Annotated in this window: 14 protein-coding genes and 2 riboswitches; of the genes, 8 read left to right on the top strand and 6 right to left on the bottom strand. The window is 62.0% G+C overall.

The genetic code is table 11. From position 1 onward, the window contains the following. Positions 1-131: 131 nt before the first annotated feature. On the top strand, positions 132-581 hold the full coding sequence (locus CWC48_RS28100) for an NEL-type E3 ubiquitin ligase domain-containing protein (RefSeq protein WP_157806789.1): 450 nt from the start codon (positions 132-134) through the stop codon (positions 579-581). A gap of 97 nt (positions 582-678) precedes the next feature. Here CWC48_RS28100 and metH read toward each other — a convergent pair whose 3' ends face one another. Further along, positions 679-4389 carry a methionine synthase gene (gene metH, locus CWC48_RS28095; protein ID WP_099492623.1) on the bottom strand — a complete coding sequence of 1237 codons (3711 nt, stop codon included), beginning with the start codon at positions 4387-4389 and terminating at the stop codon, positions 679-681. A gap of 166 nt (positions 4390-4555) precedes the next feature. Between metH and CWC48_RS28090 the strand changes: the two genes are divergently transcribed. From CWC48_RS28090 to nfuA, 3 genes are all read left to right on the top strand, one after another. Then, complete coding sequence (locus CWC48_RS28090; protein ID WP_099492624.1) at positions 4556-6847, top strand: fatty acid cis/trans isomerase; 2292 nt, start codon at positions 4556-4558, stop codon at positions 6845-6847. Between the two features lie 87 nt (positions 6848-6934). Then, complete coding sequence (locus CWC48_RS28085) at positions 6935-7957, top strand: acyltransferase (RefSeq protein ID WP_100490934.1); 1023 nt, start codon at positions 6935-6937, stop codon at positions 7955-7957. Positions 7958-8016: 59 nt separating this feature from the next. Next, the gene (nfuA, locus tag CWC48_RS28080; RefSeq protein ID WP_003173594.1) at positions 8017-8601 is read left to right on the top strand and encodes a Fe-S biogenesis protein NfuA; all 585 of its coding nucleotides are present in this window, start codon (positions 8017-8019) and stop codon (positions 8599-8601) included. Positions 8602-8848: 247 nt separating this feature from the next. Here nfuA and cobM read toward each other — a convergent pair whose 3' ends face one another. The 4 genes from cobM to CWC48_RS28060 form a co-directional block, all read right to left on the bottom strand. Then, entirely contained in the window at positions 8849-9595 is a 747-nt protein-coding gene (gene cobM, locus CWC48_RS28075) for a precorrin-4 C(11)-methyltransferase (RefSeq protein ID WP_100490933.1), read from the bottom strand. 69 nt (positions 9596-9664) lie between these two features. Then, the gene (locus CWC48_RS28070; RefSeq protein WP_100490932.1) at positions 9665-10057 is read right to left on the bottom strand and encodes a cobalamin biosynthesis protein; all 393 of its coding nucleotides are present in this window, start codon (positions 10055-10057) and stop codon (positions 9665-9667) included. After that, on the bottom strand, positions 10054-10758 hold the full coding sequence (locus CWC48_RS28065; protein ID WP_100490931.1) for a CbtA family protein: 705 nt from the start codon (positions 10756-10758) through the stop codon (positions 10054-10056). Before CWC48_RS28065 ends, CWC48_RS28070 begins: the two co-directional genes overlap by 4 nt. Positions 10759-10769: 11 nt before the next feature. Beyond that, positions 10770-10958, bottom strand: coding sequence for a CbtB-domain containing protein (locus CWC48_RS28060; RefSeq protein ID WP_027606475.1), 189 nt, complete (start codon positions 10956-10958; stop codon positions 10770-10772). A gap of 95 nt (positions 10959-11053) precedes the next feature. Further along, positions 11054-11259, bottom strand: a riboswitch (cobalamin riboswitch). A gap of 827 nt (positions 11260-12086) precedes the next feature. Continuing rightward, a riboswitch (cobalamin riboswitch) is annotated at positions 12087-12287 on the top strand. A gap of 92 nt (positions 12288-12379) precedes the next feature. Between CWC48_RS28060 and cobW the strand changes: the two genes are divergently transcribed. The 4 genes from cobW (at position 12380) to CWC48_RS28035 (ending at position 19044) form a co-directional block, all read left to right on the top strand. Next, a complete protein-coding gene (gene cobW, locus CWC48_RS28050) occupies positions 12380-13441 on the top strand; it encodes a cobalamin biosynthesis protein CobW (RefSeq protein WP_078048105.1) in 1062 nt (353 codons plus the stop codon). 3 nt (positions 13442-13444) lie between these two features. Next, positions 13445-17206 (top strand): cobaltochelatase subunit CobN, encoded by a 3762-nt coding sequence (cobN, locus tag CWC48_RS28045; protein ID WP_100490930.1) that lies wholly within the window; start codon positions 13445-13447, stop codon positions 17204-17206. A 186-nt stretch (positions 17207-17392) separates the two neighbouring features. Then, a complete protein-coding gene (locus CWC48_RS28040) occupies positions 17393-18391 on the top strand; it encodes an ATP-binding protein (RefSeq protein ID WP_100490929.1) in 999 nt (332 codons plus the stop codon). A 53-nt stretch (positions 18392-18444) separates the two neighbouring features. After that, positions 18445-19044 carry a VWA domain-containing protein gene (locus CWC48_RS28035; RefSeq protein WP_100492477.1) on the top strand — a complete coding sequence of 200 codons (600 nt, stop codon included), beginning with the start codon at positions 18445-18447 and terminating at the stop codon, positions 19042-19044. On the opposite strand, the gene CWC48_RS28030 is transcribed toward CWC48_RS28035, so the two are convergent. Then, the gene (locus CWC48_RS28030; RefSeq protein ID WP_100490928.1) at positions 19041-19988 is read right to left on the bottom strand and encodes a DUF1853 family protein; all 948 of its coding nucleotides are present in this window, start codon (positions 19986-19988) and stop codon (positions 19041-19043) included. The two genes, CWC48_RS28035 and CWC48_RS28030, sit on opposite strands and share 4 nt — an antisense overlap. Positions 19989-20077 lie beyond the last annotated feature (89 nt).

Here is a 20077-nt window from a genome sequence, read left to right as displayed (position 1 = left end):
CTTAACGCATCAGGAGTCTGTTTACGCAAATACGTCGCCTGAAACTGGCAAGCGCCAAACTGACAGCCACAGAGTTAAATGGGTTGCTGAGTCAGTTTACTGGGGACGGCCGTATATTGCTGGAGGTCGAGGTGTATGAGTTCAATGCCCTGCGCGAGGTGGACCCCACTCACAAGTGCCGCGCCCTGCTGAAACTGTCCAGGGGGTTATTCCGTCTGGCTCAGTTGGAAGCGATCGCCCTCGAACGCACTCGGCTCAACCCCCACATCGACCCTGCGGAAATTCGCCTGGCCTACCGCGTCGGCTTAGCCCAGCGGCTGGAACTGCCGAGGCAGCCCCAAGGCATGATTTATGAACATCTGTCTGGGGTGAAAACAACGGACCTGGACGTGGCCTATCAAAAGATTCTTGAACTGGAGCAGACACCTGCATTCTGCGAGCAACTGACTGCGCGCCCGTACTGGAAAGAGTACTTGCAGGAGAAATATCCCGACGACTTCGCGACGCGGCAACACATCCGTCAAGACAAGGCCTCGGCATTGGAAGATCAATACCCCGGGTTTAGCCCGGAGTACTTCTAGGAAATTGGCGTCCTGGATAAGGCCAACGAGGCCGAGCAGCAGGCATTGATGAATGAACTGTCAGCGCGGGAAATCGCCGCGCTGGGTAGTTAGCCGATCAGTTGTCATACCCCAGGTTCGGCGCCAGCCAGCGCTCGGTCACGCTGAGGTCCTGGCCTTTGCGCGCGGTGTAGCTGGTCACCTGGTCCTTGTCGACCTTGCCCACCGCAAAATACTGCGCCTGCGGGTGGGCGAAGTACCAGCCGCTGACCGCTGCTGCCGGGAACATCGCGTAGTGTTCGGTGAGGAACACGCCACTGCGACCGGCGTGCATTTCGCGGGCCTCGGGGTCGAGCAGTTGGAACAACTGGGCTTTCTCGGTGTGATCCGGGCACGCCGGGTAGCCTGGGGCAGGGCGGATGCCGCTGTACTGCTCCTTGATCAGCGCCTCGTTGTCCAGTTGCTCGTCCTTGGCGTAGCCCCAGTGTTCTTTACGCACTTGTTGGTGCAGCCACTCGGCGCAGGCCTCGGCCAGGCGGTCGGCCAGGGCCTTGACCATGATCGAGTTGTAGTCGTCGCCGGCGTCCTGGTAGGCCTTGGCGACTTCTTCGGCGCCGATGCCGGCGGTGGTGATGAAGCCACCGATGTAGTCGGTTACGCCGCTGTCCTTGGGCGCGACGAAGTCCGCCAGGGAGAAGTTCGGCTTGCCGTCGGTCTTGATGATCTGCTGGCGCAGGTGATGCAGCCGCGCAATCGGCTGGCCATCGTCGCCGTAGACTTCCAGGTCATCGTCCTGCACCTGGTTGGTCGGCCAGAAGCCGAACACGGCACGGGCGCTGATGAGCTTTTCGTCGATCAGCTTCTTGAGCATTTCCTGGGCATCGGCGTACAGCGCGGTGGCGGCTTCACCGACCACTTCGTCTTCGAGGATGCGCGGGAACTTGCCGGCCAGGTCCCAGGAGATAAAGAACGGCGTCCAGTCGATGTATTCGGCCAGCACCTTGAGGTCGATATTGTCCAGCACCTTGGCGCCGGTAAAGGTCGGCACCACCGGGGTGTAGGTGCTCCAGTCGAACTGCGGCTTCTTGGCGATGGCCGCCGGGTAGCTCAGGCGCTCGGTGCGCGCGCTGCGGTTGGAGGTGCGCTCACGCACTTCCACGTACTCTTCGCGGGTACGCTCGACAAAGCCGGCCTTGAGCTCCTTGGACAGCAGTTGCGTGGCCACACCCACCGCGCGCGAGGCGTCGGTGACATACACCACGGCATCATTGCTGTACTTGGGCTCGATCTTCACCGCCGTGTGCGCCTTGGACGTGGTGGCGCCACCGATCATCAGCGGCAGGTAGAAATCCTGGCGCTGCATCTCGCGGGCCACATGCACCATCTCGTCGAGGGACGGCGTGATCAGGCCGGACAACCCGATGATGTCGCACTTCTGCTCCTTGGCCACCTGCAGGATCTTCTCCGCCGGCACCATTACGCCCAAGTCGACGATGTCATAGCCGTTGCAACCCAGTACCACGCCGACAATATTCTTGCCGATGTCGTGTACGTCGCCCTTCACCGTGGCCATCAGGATCTTGCCCTTGGCTTCCGGCTTGTCGCCTTTTTCCAGCTCGATGAACGGGATCAAGTGGGCCACGGCCTGTTTCATCACTCGGGCGGATTTCACCACTTGGGGCAGGAACATTTTGCCGGCGCCGAACAAGTCGCCGACGATGTTCATGCCGGACATCAGCGGGCCTTCGATCACTTCGATCGGGCGCGCGAACGACAGGCGCGATTCCTCGGTGTCTTCAACGATGTGGGTGGTGATGCCTTTGACCAGTGCGTGTTCAAGGCGCTTGTTGACGTCCCAGCCACGCCATTCCTCGGTCTCGGCTTCCTTGACGCTGCCGTCACCCTTGTACTTGTCGGCAATGGCGAGGAGGGCATCGGTGCCTTCCGGGGTGCGGTTGAGCACCACGTCTTCCACGGCGTCGCGCAGCTCGGTCGGAATCTGGTCGTAGATCTCCAACTGGCCAGCGTTGACGATACCCATGGTCAAGCCGTTGCGGATCGCATACAGCAGGAACACCGAGTGGATCGCCTCGCGCACCGGGTTGTTGCCCCGGAACGAGAACGACACGTTGGACACGCCGCCGGAGGTCAGCGCATACGGCAGTTCGTCACGGATATAGGCGCAGGCATTGATGAAGTCGACGGCGTAGTTGTTGTGCTCCTCGATACCAGTGGCGACCGCGAAGATGTTCGGGTCGAAGATGATGTCTTCCGGTGGGAAGCCCACTTCGTTGACCAGGATGTCGTAGGAGCGTTTGCAGATTTCTTTCTTGCGCGCCTCGGTGTCGGCCTGGCCGGCTTCGTCGAACGCCATTACCACCACCGCAGCGCCGTAGCGCTTGCACAGCTTGGCGTGGTGGATGAACTGCTCCACACCTTCCTTCATGCTGATGGAGTTGACGATGCCCTTGCCCTGGATGCACTTCAGGCCAGCTTCGATCACGTCCCACTTGGAGGAGTCGATCATGATCGGTACGCGTGAGATATCAGGCTCGCCGGCAATCAGATTGAGGAAGGTCACCATGGCCTTCTTCGAATCGAGCATGCCCTCGTCCATGTTGATGTCGATCACCTGGGCGCCGGCTTCCACCTGCTGCAAGGCGACTTCCAGGGCTTCGGTGTAGTTGTCCTCGCGGATCAGGCGGGCGAACTTGGCCGAGCCGGTGATGTTGGTGCGCTCACCGACGTTGACGAACAACGAGCTGCGATCGATGGTGAAGGGTTCCAGGCCCGACAGGCGGCAAGCCTTCGGGATATCCGGGATCTGGCGCGGCGCGTAACCGGCCACGGCCTTGGCGATGGCCTCGATGTGGCCCGGCGTGGTACCGCAGCAACCACCGACAATGTTGAGAAAGCCGCTCTGGGCAAACTCTTCGATGACCTTGGCGGTTTGTGACGGCAGCTCATCGTATTCACCGAATTCGTTGGGCAGGCCGGCGTTCGGGTGCGCAGAAACGTGGGTGTTGGCCTTGTTCGACAACTCTTCCAGGTACGGCCGCAGCTCGCTGGCGCCCAGGGCGCAGTTGAGGCCCACGGAAATCGGCTTGGCGTGGGCCACGGAGTTCCAGAACGCTTCGGTGGTCTGGCCCGACAACGTGCGGCCGGAGGCGTCGGTGATGGTGCCGGAGATCATGATCGGCAGTTCGATGTTCAGCGCTTCGAACACCCCTTGCACGGCGAAGATCGCGGCCTTGGCGTTGAGGGTGTCGAAGATGGTCTCGATCAGGATCAGGTCCGCGCCGCCCTCGATCAAACCTTTGGTGGCTTCGGTGTAGTTTTCCACCAGCTCATCGAAGGTCACGTTGCGGTAGCCGGGGTTGTTCACGTCTGGCGACAGCGAGCAGGTGCGGCTGGTCGGGCCGAGCACGCCGGCGACGAAGCGCGGCTTGGCCGGGTTTTCGGCGGTCTTGGCGTCGGCGATCTTGCGCGCCAGGCGCGCGCCTTCTACGTTTAGTTCATAGGCCAGTTCTTCCATGCCGTAATCGGCCATGGAGATGCGCGTGGCGTTGAAGGTGTTGGTTTCGAGGATGTCGGCGCCAGCATCCAGGTAGGCTTTTTCGATGCCGCCGATCACGTCGGGCCGGGTGAGCACCAGCAGGTCGTTGTTACCCTTGACGTCGCTTGGCCAGTCGGCGAAGCGTTTGCCACGGTAGTCCTGCTCTTCCAGTTTATAGCTCTGGATCATCGTGCCCATACCGCCGTCGAGGATCAGGATACGTTCCTTGAGGGCTTGATGAAGGGCTTGCAGACGAACGCTACGATCGGACATGGGACTACTCTGGTCAGGCATTACGGAGGGCGTGGATCATAGCAAACCTGTGCCGATTTAGAGCATGCGCAGGTTTTGCATGAATATCGTTCATGTTGTTGTGGGGGATGGCCCGGTAGAATCACCGGCAATTTTTCAGCGCACGCATTGAATCGGGACCGGATACATGTCACTTCGCCTCATCACCAGCGCCGTCCTGGCACTGGTCGCCTGCCTCGCACAGGCTGACGGACCCGCCCCGGCGATTTCGTATACCCGCGACATTCAACCGATCTTCACCGAAAAATGCGTGGCCTGCCACGCCTGCTACGACTCCGCCTGCCAGCTCAACCTGGGCAGTGCCGAGGGCGCGGCGCGCGGTGCCAGTAAAATGCCGGTGTACGACGGCGAACGCAGCCAGGCCACGCCGACCACCCGCTTGTTTTATGACGCCTTTGGCAAGCAAGCCTGGCAGCAGAAAGGCTTCTATTCGGTACTGGACGCCCAAGGCAGCCAGGCCGCCCTGATGGCGCGCATGCTGGAACTGGGCCACAACGCACCGCTGCAACCCAATGCCAAGTTGCCCGACGACATTGTGCTGGGCCTGAACCGCGAAAACATGTGCGCCATGCCCGGCGAGTTCAATGCCTACGCGGGTGCCCATCCCAAGGAAGGCATGCCGCTGGCGGTAACGGGACTGACCGACCAGCAGTACCAGACCCTGCAACGCTGGCTCGCGTCGGGTGCGCCAATAGATGAACAAGGCCTGGCCCCCAGCGCCCGGGAAGCCCTGCAAGTGCAGCAGTGGGAGAACCTGTTCAACCAGCCCGGCGCCCGCGAAAGCCTGGTGGCGCGCTGGTTGTTCGAGCATTTGTTCCTTGCCCACATTTACTTCGAGAATGGCGAGCCGGGGCATTTCTTCCAGTGGGTGCGTTCGCGTACGCCGAGCGGTCAACCCATCGACCTGATCGCCACGCGCCGTCCCAATGATGATCCGGGCACCCAGGTGTACTACCGCCTATGGCCGGTGCAGGGCGTGATTGTGCATAAGACCCACATTACGTACCCATTCAGTGCCGACAAGATGGCGCGCATCAAAGCGCTGTTCTACGCCGGTAACTGGCAGGTCAACGCCTTGCCGGGCTACGGCCCTGGCCGGCGCGCCAACCCCTTCGAAACCTTCGAGGCCATCCCGGCCAAGGCGCGTTACCAGTTCATGTTGGATAACGCCGAGTACTTTGTGCGCACCTTTATTCGCGGGCCGGTGTGCCGTGGGCAGATCGCCACGGACGTGATCCGCGATAACTTCTGGACCCTGTTCCAAGACCCGGACCACGACCTGTACATCACCGACGCGCGCTATCGCGGCCAGGCCACGCCCTTGCTGGCCATGCCGGGGCAGAACGATGACGTGGGCAGTGTGCTCAGCCTGTGGCTGGCCTACCGCGACAAACGCAATGAATACGAGGCCCTGCGCCGTGACAGTTACGCCGACCTGCCGCCACCGAGTTGGTCGAGCCTGTGGGCGGGCAATGACAATGCCTTGCTGAGCATTTTCCGCCACTTCGACAGCGCCTCGGTGACCAAAGGGCTGATTGGCGAGGTGCCGCAGACGATGTGGCTGTTTGACTACCCGTTGCTGGAGCGCACGTATTACCAGTTGGCGGTGAATTTTGATGTGTTTGGCAACGTGTCGCACCAGGCCCAGACCCGGTTGTACTTCGACTTGATCCGCAATGGCGCCGAGCAGAACTTTCTACGCTTGATGCCGGCCGATTCGCGCGAAGGTTTTATGGATGACTGGTACCAGAACAGTGGCAAGCTCAAGCTGTGGCTGGATTACGAGGCTATCGATGACGACAAACCTACTGGGCTGCACCTGGACGAAAACGATCCGAAGCGCGATTTTGCCAATCAGCTGCTCAGCCGTTACGGCGATTTGAACGCCAGTCCGGATCCGATCAATCGCTGTAGCGGTGCTTATTGCTCGCGTGACGGTGTTGATCCGGCCTTGCAGGATGCGGAGCAGGCGCTAAGTCGCTTGACCTCACGGCCGGCTGCTGGGCTCAAGGTGATCGATCAATTACCTGAAGCGACCATGCTGCGGGTTGAAACCGCCAACGGCAAACGCGTGGTCTACAGCATGTTGCGCAACCGCGCCCACAGTAATGTGGCGTTTCTCTTGGGTGAGGCTTACCGCTACCAGCCAGGGCTGGATACGGTGACGATTTATCCGGGTGTGCTGAGTAGCTACCCGAACTTCATGTTCAATATTCCGGCCCAGGAAGTGCCTGAGTTCGTGGCTGAAATGGAACAGGCCAAGGATGCCAAGCGTTTCGAGAAGATTGTGGATCGCTGGGGAGTGCGACGCAGTCATCCGTTGTTCTGGCAGTACTTTCACGATTTATCGCAATACATTCGCGAAACCCTGCCGGTGGAAGAAGGGGTATTGGACATGAACCGCTATGAAAACCTATAACTAAGGGCAGTGATCCAGTCATCTCTCTGAGCGGGTGCTGAAGCGGTCGGATATCTATCTTGCGGGAGTGGAACAGGTATTCCGATCATGTTGATTTCAGTACAGGCGCTACGGGCGCTGGCGGCGTGGGTGGTGGTGGGGCATCACTTCATGGGGACGTTTTTCGATTATGAGGCACATAACCCTCTGGAGTTCGTGTTCGCCGATAAGGGCGGTATAGGGGTCGACGTATTCTTTGTCATCAGCGGCCTTGTGATTTTCCTGGCGACCGCTGACAAGTCACTGACGCCCAGGCAATTCATACTGATGCGAGTGGCCAGGATAGTTCCAGCGTACTGGTTCTATACCCTGGTCACGGCTGTAGTCATCGCGGTCGTCCCCTCGATGTTTCCAGATGATCATCTCGAACTGGGTCATGCGCTCATGTCGCTGTTGTTTCTCTGCGCTGAAAACCCAGGGGGCTATGGGGTCTACCCGCTGCTGAATGTCGGCTGGACCCTGAACTTCGAGATGCTGTTCTATGCCCTGTTTGCCATCGCCTTAATGGTTCCCCCGTCATATCGGTTGTGGGTGGTGGCGGTGCTACTGTTTCTCGTGTGCTACATCGGTCCTGGGCTCGACTTGACCAGCGACTTTTATCGTCAGGACATGGTTTTTGAATTCCTGATGGGCGTTGTGATCGGCATGCTGTACCGCCGCGGCCTGTTTCGGCCCAGGGCATGGCTGCCGTTGTTGGGAATCGTGGTGGCTTGTGCGGCGATTTACCAGGGGGCCGATATACCGCGCGTGCTGGAGTGGGGGGTGCCCAGCGCGATGTTGGTGATGAGTTTTGTGATGCTGGAGCCTTTCTTTCAAGGCTCTCGCTTTATTAAGATTCTCGGTGATTGTTCCTATTCGGTGTATTTGCTCCACGACCTGGTGCTGTGTGCTGGACGATGGGTTGTCGGACACACTGGAATAAGCCCCTACTTGATATTGCCTGTTTGCATCGTACTGACGGCATCTGGCGCCTTTTACAGCTATCACTGGCTGGAAAAGGGTACATACCTCAGGCTCAAGCGTTGGTTTGGCGTGGAGGTTCCGATTGTCCTTTCCCGACAAAAATACTAGGACTTTGTACCAACGTAATATTTTGGCGTAAACTGCCGGCAAGCCTGTGAGGAGTTTCCATGACTGCCATAACCATTACCGACGCCGCCCACGATTACCTGGCTGACCTGCTGTCCAAGCAGAACACCCCAGGTATCGGCATCCGCGTCTTTATCACCCAGCCCGGCACCCAATACGCTGAAACGTGCATTGCCTACTGCAAGCCAGGGGAAGAGAAGCCTGAAGACACCGCCCTGGGGCTCAAAAGCTTCACCGCGTACATCGATGCCTTCAGCGAAGCCTTCCTTGACGACGCTGTGGTCGACTACGCCACCGACCGCATGGGCGGCCAGTTGACCATCAAGGCGCCAAACGCCAAGGTGCCGAACGTCAACGCTGACAGCCCGGTCAACGAGCGCATCAACTATTACCTGCAAACCGAGATCAACCCTGGGCTCGCCAGCCACGGTGGTCAGGTCAGTCTGATCGACGTGGTCGAAGACGGCATTGCCGTGCTCAAGTTCGGCGGCGGCTGCCAGGGCTGTGGCCAGGCGGACGTGACTTTGCGTGAAGGCATCGAGCGCACCTTGCTTGAGCGCATTCCGGAGCTCAAGGGTGTACGTGACGTGACCGACCACACGCAGAAAGAAAACGCCTACTACTGAGTAAGGTGTTCACTGCAAACAGAAAAACGGCGCCCCGTGAGCGCCGTTTTTTATGCTTTAAATTCAGCGTCTTACGCCGTCTATCTAACGCTGAAGATTAACTGTAGGAGCCGGCTTGCCGGCGATAGCGGCGTGTCAGTCAACAGAGTCGGCAGCAGATACGCCGCGATCTCTGGCTAGCCAGCTCCTACATTATCAAAATATTCACATATATCAGTGAGTTGCGGCTATTTTATGAGGTTGTTTGTCATGGTCGATAAAGGTGTGCATGCCCGGCCCGATACAACGAAGACTCACTGAAACTATCATTGGCCAGCACCCGACCCACCACAATCAATGCCGTACGTCGAAACCCTTTTGCCGCCACTTTCTCGGCAATGTCATCGAGGGTGCCGACTGCCCAATCCTGATCCGGCCAGGTCGCGCGATGCACCACGGCAATCGGACAATCCGCGCCATAGTGCGGCAGCAGTTCGGCGACGATTTTATCCAGGTGGTTGACCCCCAGGTGGATCGCCATGGTTGTGGCATGCCGGGCCAGGCTGTCGAAGTCTTCACCGGCCGGCATGCTGGTTTTATCCGCGTAGCGGGTCAGGATCACGCTCTGGGCGATGTCGGGCAGGGTCAATTCCGTTTCCAGCAGCGCCGCACAGGCTGCCACGGCAGTGACCCCTGGGATGATCTGGAACGGAATGCCTAGTTCGCGCAAGTGTCGGATCTGTTCACCAATTGCCCCATACAGGCTCGGGTCACCGGAGTGCACGCGGGCCACATCCTGCCCTTTTGCGTGGGCGGCCTTGATCAGGTCGATGATCTGTTCCAGATGCAATTCGGCGCTATTGACCAGGATTTCGGCCTGATGACCTTCCAGCACCGCCGCTGGCACCAGTGAACCGGCGTAGATGATCACCGGGCAACTGCGGATCAGCCGCTGGCCTTTGACGGTGATCAATTCCGGGTCGCCGGGGCCTGCGCCGATGAAGTAGACGGTCATGGTAATTCCTGTCGAAAAACGGGCGAGCATGAATGTTATTCATGATCGGGGCGGGCGATTATCGGGATTTTAGCCGGCGCACGCCAATGCAAAGGTCGCTTGGGAGGTTTTTCTGCGGGTGATCAGCAGGCGGGCAGGGGCGTGACCGAGGTGTTCAGCCAGGGCCAAAGCGGCGCTTTCAGCGATGCCGTAACAGCCGGTATGGGCAAAAACCACCTCGGATTTGTGGCTCAGGCGGTTTTCGAAAACCGCCAGTTGCTCGGCGCTGAAACACTGCAACGGCAGGTCCAGTGCTTTGGCCAGCGCCAGCAGGCCTGGTTCATCCTGTTTGCGATCGATACTGGCCAGCGCGGTGATGCGCTGGCGCTCGATATCGCCCTCGGCGAGGGCCGCATCAAACAGGGCCTGCAAGGCGTGGACATCACAACCGCGCTGGCAGCCCAGGCCGACCACCAGGATCATGCCGCGTATTGATCGTCACGGTTGCGGCGGAACAGCCACGCACTGATCAGGCCAAGGGCCAGCCAGAATGCGACGTTGGTCAACTGCGAAGCGATCTTGAACTGGGCTTCCAGGGCTTCCGGGGCCAGCATCGAGTGTACTTCTGGCTGTGGAGCACCGATCACGTGCGGCACCACCAGGATCGCCACGCCCAGCGCTTTGAGCAGCCAGTTGCGACCGAACACAATCAGCGCGATACCGGCGGCGGTCGACGCGGCAGTGCCGATCCACCAGATCTGCCGTTGCGCCAGGTCAGCCGCGGCGGTGCCTGGCAGCTCTGGCGGCAGGCCCAAGGTTGGCGCCAGCACAAAGGTTGCGTAACCCGCCAGGCCCCAGAGCAGGCCTTGCGCCGTACGGGTCGGCGCACGCAGGGTGTACAGGCCGGCCAGCATCAACGCAAAACCGACCGCGACTACCAAGTTGCCGCCGGTGGTGGACAGCACGCGTTGCCAGCCATCTTCGGGTTCCCAGGCTTCGGCGTCGTGGGTGTGGGCGGCGGCGCCCTCGGTGTGTGCATGGGCCACTTCGGTGGCGGCCGGGGCGTTTTCGTAGGTTTCCGCCTGCAGAATCAGCGGGGCGACCCAGAAGCTTTGCAACAGGGTCAGCAGCAGGGCAGCCAGAAGACCGGTGAAACCTGCGGTTTGCGCGATACGCTTGATCATGTCGGCAGGTCTCAGTGGCACGGGAACGCGGCGCTGTGGCGGGTATCGTGGGCGGCGTTGTGCACGGCCTCGATGTGCGAGAAACCGGCGAAGTACACCAGGCACGCGCCGAGGATCGACGCGCCGATGGCGGCGGTCAGGCGTTGGCTCAGGGTGGCGGAGCTGCTGGCGGTGTGCGAGGTGCTGCTGATGATCGACATGGCGCGTCCCTTCTGGGTGTCAGGGTGAAACGAGCGCATGAAAACCCCGCGAGCCGGGCACGCAGGGTTTAAACAGCGCCCGCCCACCGCGGGTTTGTTATCTGATTTTTTCGGGCCGGTCTCCGGGCTTGCGAGGGGCATTGCGCCTATTAAGCGTCGCCTTCCCATGCCTTGGAGGCACAGTGGATCTGACACTTCGCTCGCTTACCGTTGCGGGGGCAGCACCGGACTGGTCATATCGCTATGACGCACCGGTTTCCCGTTTCACCCTGTGAGGGGCACCCGAAACAAGATGTGTAGGAGAGCATGGGGGTGGGAGGGGAGTCAATTGGGTTGTTGGGGGCATATCCGTTGTTTAGGTAACGGCGGCTTATGGTTCCGCTCTTACAGCGGGTCACTTTTGGAAAGGCCCAAAAGTAACCAAAAGGCCTTCGCCCCAACACTCGGCACCTCGCCTAGGCTCGGTGTGCCCTCACTCCGGCTTGAATCCGTGGGCCGCCGCGATGGGCCATCCTTGGCCCAGCGCGGCTAACCCGGCGTCCTGCCGGGTTACCCACGGATTCAACCCTGCGTTCGGCCAGCGTGTTTGACGGGGCGCCTCAGATCAAGAGCGACTCGCTTCGCATCGTAGATACGCTTTTCGTTTTCTGTAGGAGCCGGCTTGCCGGCGAAAAACGTGAGACCGCCGCGTTTTGTCTGATTCCCCGCGTCATCGTTGAAGACCATCGCCGGCAAGCCGGCTCCTACAAGACCGCGTTTGATTTTGCCTTTGCTTTACACCACTCAAGCCGGCTGTCAGGCCGCTGTGCTTTTGATTTTGATCTTAGGCGCCCCGTCAAACACGCTGGCCGGAATTCGGCAGGGATTTGGGGGGTAAACCGGCAGGGATGCCGGTTTAGCCGCCCCGCGCCATGGATGGCGCGTGGCGGCGGCCCCCCAAATCACTGTCGGATTACGGGCATACCGAGCCTAGGCGAGGTACCGAGTGTTGGGGCAAGAGCGCTTTGGTTACTTTGCCGCTTTTGCAAAGTGACCCGCCGTAAGGGCGGAACCATAAGCGGCCATTACCGCAGCAACGGATATGTACCCCAACCCAAACCCCATCATTGACCATCCCCCAAGCACTGCGTAGCCTTGCACCCTCGAGGTTCTTCAGCCCAGGCCGAAGCTAAGAAGGGAACGCGGTCCAAGCCGCGGCTGCCCCCGCAACTGTAAAGGGTTCATCTGACTGCCACGCCACTGCCATTACAGCGGGAAGGCGCAGCCAGCGCCGGTCGCAAGACCCGCAAGCCCCAAGCCAGGAGACCTGCCTCGCAACCGATTTTCCAATTCAACCGGGCGGGGTGATCCGGTGACGAAATCCGCTGCTGCGCGCCGTCGCAGGGCCTATCGTCCCGTATGCCCGCCCCCAAGGGCATCCGATGAAAACACTGGCCAAACTCCCCGTCACCATCGTTACCGGCTTCCTCGGCTCGGGCAAGACCACCTTGCTGCGCCATATGCTCGACAACGCCCAGGGCCGCCGTATCGCGGTGATCGTCAATGAATTCGGCGAGTTGGGCATCGACGGTGAAATCCTCAAGCAGTGCTCCATCGGTTGCACCGAAGAAGAAGCCAACGGCCGCGTCTATGAGCTGGCCAACGGCTGCCTGTGCTGCACCGTGCAGGAAGAATTCTTCCCGGTGATGCGCGAACTGGTCGCCCGTCGTGGTGACCTCGACCATATCCTCATTGAAACCTCCGGCCTGGCCCTGCCAAAACCGTTGGTACAAGCCTTCCAGTGGCCGGAAATCCGCAGCGCCTGCACCGTTGACGCGGTGATCACCGTGGTCGACAGCCCGGCAGTGGCCGCAGGCACCTTCGCGGCGTTCCCGGACCAGGTTGATGCCCAGCGCAAACTTGACCCGAACCTGGACCACGAATCACCCCTGCACGAGCTGTTCGCCGACCAGTTGGCCAGCGCCGACCTGGTGATCCTCAACAAGAGCGACTTGATCAGCCCCGAAGACCTGGCTCGCGTGCGCCTGGAAGTCGCCGAAGAACTGCCACCCGCGGTGAAGATCATTGAAGCCAGCAGCGGTCGCCTGCCGCTGGACGTGTTGATCGGCCTGGGTGCAGGCTCCGAAGAACACATCGACGGACGCCACAGCCATCACGATCATCATCACGAAGGTGAAGACGATCACGATCACGACGCCTTCGATTCCATCTCCATCGACCTGCCGCAAGCCGACGAAGCGCTGCTGCTCGACGCCCTGACGCAACTGGTGGTGCAGCACGGCATCTTGCGCGTCAAAGGCTTCGCCGCCATCCCGAACAAGCCGATGCGCCTGCTGATCCAGGGCGTGGGCACGCGTTTCGACAAGCACTTCGACCGTGCCTGGAGCGCTGACGAGCCGCGCATCACGCGCCTGGTGCTGATCGGTCAGGACCTCGACGCGGCCGGCCTTGAAGCGCAACTGCGCGCCGCCCTCAGCGTTTAACCCATGCACCTGCTCAGGACCCAGCCCGGTGGTTTCGTCTCGGACGACAATATTGCCGACCTTGGCCAGACCCCCGCTGAACTGGTGATCCTGTGCAGCGGTGATTCCAGCCTGGCGCTGCTGGCCGAAGCGGCCCAGCAGTTACCCGACGACTACCCCAGCTTTCGCTTGGCCAACCCGATGCAGGTGCAGAACCATGCCTCGGTCGACCTGTATGTCGATGAGGTGCTGCGCCATGCCAAGGTCATCCTGATTTCGCTGCATGGTGGCATCGGTTATTGGCGCTACGGCATCGAGCGCCTGGTGGAGTTGGCCGAGCGTGGCGTGCAGCTGATTCTGGTGCCGGGGGATGATCGCCCGGACCCGGAACTCAGCGGGTTGAGCACCGTCGGCGCCGAAGCGCGTGATCGCCTCTGGCACTTCCTGCGCCAGGGCGGCCTAGGCAATGCGCTGGATTTTTATCGCTGCCTGGCCAGTGCCTACCTGGGCCGTGACTACGCCTGGGCGGAGCCGCAGACCCTGCCGCGCACGGCGATTTATCATCCGCGCCACGCTAACGCCCGCCTGAATGATTGGCAGGCCGACTGGAATGCCGACTGGCCGGTGGCGGCGGTGCTGTTCTATCGCTCCCATTTGCAAGCGGCCAATACCGGTTTTATCGACGTGTTCTGCCAGCGCTTGCAGGCCGCGGGGCTTAACCCGTTGCCGATGGCGGTGGCCAGTTTGAAAGAGCCCGGCTGTCTGGCGGTGGTCGAGGACTGGCTGGATGAGGTGGGTGCGGCGGTGATCCTGAACACCACCGGCTTCGCCCAGTCCAGCCCCGAAGCGCCGCACTTGCGGCCGTTTCGCCGCAATATCCCGGTGATCCAGGCCATTTGCGCCCAGGACAACCAACCTGGTTGGGAAGCCAGCGAGCAAGGCCTCGGCCCGCGTGACTTGGCCATGCACATCGCCCTGCCGGAGCTGGATGGACGGATCATCAGCCGGCCAATCAGCTTCAAGGACCTGGCCTGGCGCAGCGAGCGCAGCCAGTCGGATGTGGTGTGCTACCGCGCCGCGCCCGAGCGCATGGATTTTGTCGCGGAACTGGCGCGACGCTGGGTCGAGTTGGCGCGAGTGCCGAATGCGCACAAGCGCATCGCGCTGATCCTTGCCAACTACCCGACCCGCGACGGTCGGATTGGCAATGGCGTGGGCCTCGATACCCCAGCGGCCGCACTGAATATTTTGCGTGCCCTGCAGGCTGAAGGCTATCCGCTGCCGGAGACCTTGCCCGACAGTGGCACGGCGCTGATCCACGAGTTGCTCGGCGGCGTCACCAACGACCTCGACAGCCTCGACCTGCGCCCGTGCCATCAAAGCCTGGGCCTGGACGACTACGCGGCGATGTTCGCTCGCCTGCCCGAAGCCAATCGGCAGGCCGTACTGGAACGCTGGGGCACGCCACAAAACGATCCGATGTTCCGTGATGGCCGCATGATGATCGCTGGCCTGCGCCTGGGCCTGACCTTTGTCGGTATCCAGCCGGCCCGGGGTTATCAAGTGGACGCCAGCGCGGTGTACCACGACCCGGACCTGGTGCCGCCCCACGCGTACCTGGCGTTCTACTTTTGGCTGCGCCACACCTACGGCGCCCATGGCGTGATCCATGTGGGCAAGCACGGCAACCTCGAATGGCTGCCCGGCAAAGGCGTGGGGCTGTCGGAAAACTGCTGGCCCGACGCGCTGCTGGGGCCGCTGCCGAATATCTATCCCTTTATCGTCAACGACCCGGGCGAGGGCGCCCAGGCCAAGCGACGCACCCAGGCGGTGATCATCGACCACCTGATGCCGCCGCTGACCCGTGCCGAGACCTATGGCCCGCTGCGTGACCTGGAGCTGTTGGCGGACGAGTATTACGACGCCCAGTTGCTGGATCCGCGCCGCGCCCTGGAATTGCAGAAAGACATCCTCAAGTTGGTGCGCGAAACCCGTATCGACCAGGAACTGGAGCTGGAAAGCGACGCCGATGCCGCCGTGTGGCTGCCGCGCCTGGACACTTACCTGTGCGACTTGAAGGAGTCGCAAATCCGCGACGGCCTGCATATCTTTGGCGAGTCGCCCGAGGGGCGTTTGCGTATCGACACCTTGCTGGCATTGCTGCGCATCCCGCGGGGCGATGGCCGTGGCCCGCAGTCGAGCTTGCTGCGGGTGCTGGCCAAGGCCTTCGACCTGGGCTTTGACCCCCTCGATTGCGCCCTGGCCGAGCCGTGGACAGGACGGCGCCCGTTGGTGCTGCAGAAGATCGACGGGCAGTTGTGGCGCACCGCCGGCGATACCCGCGAACGCCTGGAGCTGTACGCCGCGCGCTTGATCGAGCAGGCGCTGGAAGGGCCACTTGAACAGTTGGAAGAGCCCGGCTGGGAGGATGTGAAAGCCGTGATCGAAAGCCTGCGTATCGTCGTGGCGCCACGCCTGGACGCGTGTGGTCCGGCGGAAATGCGTGGGCTGCTCGATGCCTTGAGCGGCCGTTTTGTGCCCGCTGGCCCTAGCGGTGCGCCGAGTCGCGGGCGTCTGGATGTGCTGCCGACCGGGCGCAACTTTTTCAGCGTCGACGTGCGCAACCTGCCCACCACCACCGCGTGGCGCATCGGTTTCCAGTCGGCCAACCTGATTCTTGAGCGACACCTGCAAGACCATGGCGACCACCTGCGCCAACTTGGCCTGTCGGTATGGGGCACCGCCACCATGCGCACCGGCGGCGATGATATCGCCCAGGCCATGGCGCTGATGGGCGTGCGCCCGGTGTGGGCGACGGGCAGCCAGCGGGTGGATGACTTTGAAATCCTGCCGATCAGCCTGCTCGACCGGCCGCGCGTAGACGTGACGCTGCGGGTGTCGGGCTTTTTCCGGGATGCCTTCGCCAACCTGATCCGCCTGTTCGATGCCGCCGTGCAAGCGGTGGCCGCGCTCGACGAGCCGGACGACATGAACCCGCTGGCGGCCAAGGTGCGCAGTGAGCGCGAGGCGTTGCTCAAGTCCGGCCTGGACGACGAGGCCGCTGCGAAACAGGCCGGTTGGCGCATCTTCGGCGCCAAGCCCGGTGCCTATGGCGCGGGCGTGCAGGGCGCGGTCGACGGTCGCCTGTGGCAAAGCCGCGAAGACTTGGCCGAGGTCTACCTGAACTGGGGCGGCTACGCCTATGGCGGTTCCGACGAAGGCACCGCCGCCCGCGAGCAATTCGCCCAGCGTCTGAGCCAGGTGCAGGCTGTGTTGCAGAACCAGGACAACCGCGAGCACGACCTGCTCGATTCCAATGATTACTACCAATTCCAGGGCGGCATGCTTGCTGCCGTGGAAACCCTGAGCGGCGATAAGGCTGCCAGCTATCATGGCGACCACAGCCAGCCCGACCTGCCGAAGATCCGCACCTTGAAGGAAGAGCTGAACCGGGTGATCCGTTCCCGCGCCGCCAACCCCAAGTGGATCGAAGGCGTGAAGCGCCATGGTTATAAAGGTGCGTTCGAGATGGCGGCGACCGTGGACAACCTGTTCGCCTTCGACGCCACCACCGCGCTGATAGACGACCACCAATATGCGCTGTTGGCCGACGCCTATCTGCTCGACCCCGATACCCGGGCCTTTGTGCAACAGCACAACCCCGACGCGCTGCGCGACATGACCGAGCGCATGCTCGAAGCCCAGCAGCGTGGCATGTGGCAGGAACCGGGGGCGTACCGCGAGGCGTTGGAAAACTTGTTGCTGGATATCGAAGAGGATGGCTGAAGGCAAGCTTGTTGTGGTGAGCGGGCTTGCCCCGCGCTGGGCTGCGAAGCGGCCCCAAAACCGGACACCGCATTTAGCCAGGAAGAATCCGTTTAGCTTTATTGGGGCTGCTACGCAGCCCAGCGCGGGGCAAGCCCGCTCACGACAGTGTGGTTGCTTGTGTCGCAGAATTTGAAGAGGGATCGTATGACTGATATTCCCCATTTTCCGCTGTCCGCCGTAGTCGGCGCCGATGACCTGAAACTGGCGCTGTGCCTGACCGCCATCGACCCGAAGATCGGCGGTGTGCTGATCGAAGGCCCGCGCGGCATGGCCAAGTCGACTTTGGCGCGTGGTTTGGCGGACCTGCTGGCCAGTGGTCAATTCGTGACTTTGCCCCTGGGCGCGACTGAAGAGCGCCTTGTCGGCACGCTGGACCTGGATGCTGCATTGGGCGAGGGCCGGGCGCAGTTTTCGCCCGGCGTATTGGCCAAGGCGGATGGCGGCGTGCTGTACGTCGATGAGGTCAACCTGCTGCCCGATCATTTGGTGGATTTGCTGCTGGACGTGGCCGCCAGCGGCACCAATCTGATCGAGCGTGACGGGATTTCCCATCGCCATTCGGCGCGGTTCGTGCTGATCGGCACCATGAACCCGGAGGAGGGCGAGTTGCGTCCGCAACTGCTCGACCGTTTCGGTTTCAACGTGGCGTTGAGCGGGCAGACCTTGCCGGCCGAGCGTGGGCAGATTATTCGTCGGCGCTTGGATTTCGACAGCGACCCGGCGGCGTTCTGCGCGCAATGGGAAATGTCACAGGCGGCGTTGCGCGAACGCTGCACTCAAGCGCGGGCACAACTGGACACTATCGCGCTGGACGACGAGGCGCTGGCAAGGATCACCGAACGGTGCTTCGCGGCGGGCGTCGACGGTTTGCGTGCGGACTTGGTCTGGTTGCGCGGCGCTCGGGCCCATGCCGCCTGGCGTGGCGCCAGTGCGATCGCCGAGGAAGATATCGAAGCGGTGGCCGAGTTTGCCCTGCGCCATCGTCGCCAGGAACAAGCCCCATCGTCCAACCCGCCCAGTGAAGGGCAGTCGCCCAAATCTTCCGACGCTTCGCCAGGCCAAGGCCAGTGGGGCGACATGCCCGCTCCGGCCCTGCCCACGGGGGCGCGCCGGGAAGTCCCCACCTGGCCAAAAAAGCCCTAGGCATTCGCCCCCGGCCTGACACGGGGACGGATGCCCGCCCCAAGGCAGGGCGACTGGACAGCGGCAGGCACGGTAAGGCGCGCAGCGCGAAGCAGGGGACGATCAATTGGCCCGGCACCTTGCTCGGTGGCCGGCCGCAAGCCCGTGAGGATCTGCTTTATCACCTGCGCAGTCGTTCGGCCCATGAGCTCTGGTTGGTGATTGTCGATGCGTCGGCATCCACCCGGCGGCATCGTGCGCTCACCGATGCCAAGGGTTTGTTGGCGCAATTGTTCGATGACGCTTACCGCCAGCGGGCGCGGATGGCGTTGTTGACGGCCAGCGGGCACTCGCCCAAATGGCAGGTACAGGGGTTGAAGGCGGCGAAGGGCTTGGCGGACTGGCTGGATCAATTGGGCGCGGGCGGTGGTACGCCGTTGCTCGCGGCGTTGACCGAGGCCGGGGCGTGGTTGACGCTGCGCCGCAAGCGGTATCCGGCTGAACAACAGCGGCTGCTGGTGATCACTGACGGGCGACTCAAGGACATCGCCGGGTTGCCGTTGCTGGAGTGTCCGGGGCTGTTGGTGGATATCGAGCGCGGGCCCATCAGGTTGGGTCGGGCTCGGGAGTTGGCGGTGGGGTTGCAGCTGGACCATCGGCATATTGACGATTAGCTATTGCCCGGCACGTTGGGCCAAAGGTCCGCCACCAGGAACAGCCGCTCGGCTTCCTCCCAATCCTGATCGACTTGAACCATCCGCACCAACAACTGCGCCGGCGCCATGGGATCCAGCTGCGCCAGCCAGCCCCTCATCTGTTCTTCACTCCAGACTTCATCCGTCGGGTAATGCGCCGGCGCCAACCACGCATGCCTGGGCAGGGGCTGCCAGCGGCCGGGCGGACTTTGGCTGACAAACGCTGGCCAATCACGCTGATGCAACCAGCGCCCACGTAAATGCTGTGGATGGGCACCCATGGGGGCTTGGGCCTCGCCAGGCCAGGGGTACAACAGATAGCCGCCCAGCCACAAATGCGCATCGAAATGCTGGATATCCAGTGCCGCCAGGGCCTCCTGGCTTTCCGCCCGCGCCGATATCGGCAACTGATGCTGGGCCAGGTGCGCCAGCTTGCGGTCCAGTCGGTCATGACAACCCGGCCCCAGCCATTGCGCGGTGTCCTCACCGTTACCGTCCTGCGGGCCGAGGTACAGTTTGATTGCCAGCTCCAGATGATGCACGCCGTCACGGTCGCGCAGCAGCATGTCCAGCTCGCCGAGGGTATGCCCGGCGCGGCGGATCGGCAGGTTGGCCGCCAACAGTTCCACGCCCGGCGCATGCTGTACGGCGAACTGCCACAGGCGCTCGTAATACAGGCCCAGGCGCCGGGTGCGTGACTGGTTCAGCCACTGCTGCAAGGCGCTGCTGTCCTGATCGAGCTGGCGCAGCCAGCGCTCCAGCAGGTGCGGCGCCTGCACCCAGTCACTGCCGGCCAGCGGGTGGCGCTGCGGCCACGGTGTTTGCGCGAGCATCGGCGGGGCGAGCATTACCCACGCCAGGTCGCGCACTTCGGGGTGGCGCAGCTGGCGGGGCAGGTTGTGCAGATCCGGGAACACAGTCATGGTCCGAGCATAGCCTTTTCAGTGTCGTGCGGGTGGATGAGAACCCTTGTCATCAAGGCTTCACGGCGACAAAGGATTTTGCCTGGGAC

It is taken from the genome of Pseudomonas sp. S10E 269 (assembly GCF_002798465.1).
GTDB classification, from domain to species: Bacteria; Pseudomonadota; Gammaproteobacteria; order Pseudomonadales; family Pseudomonadaceae; genus Aquipseudomonas; species Aquipseudomonas pergaminensis.
The sequence above is the reverse complement of the archived record's forward strand: the minus strand, read 5'-3'. Positions and strand labels throughout refer to the sequence as shown.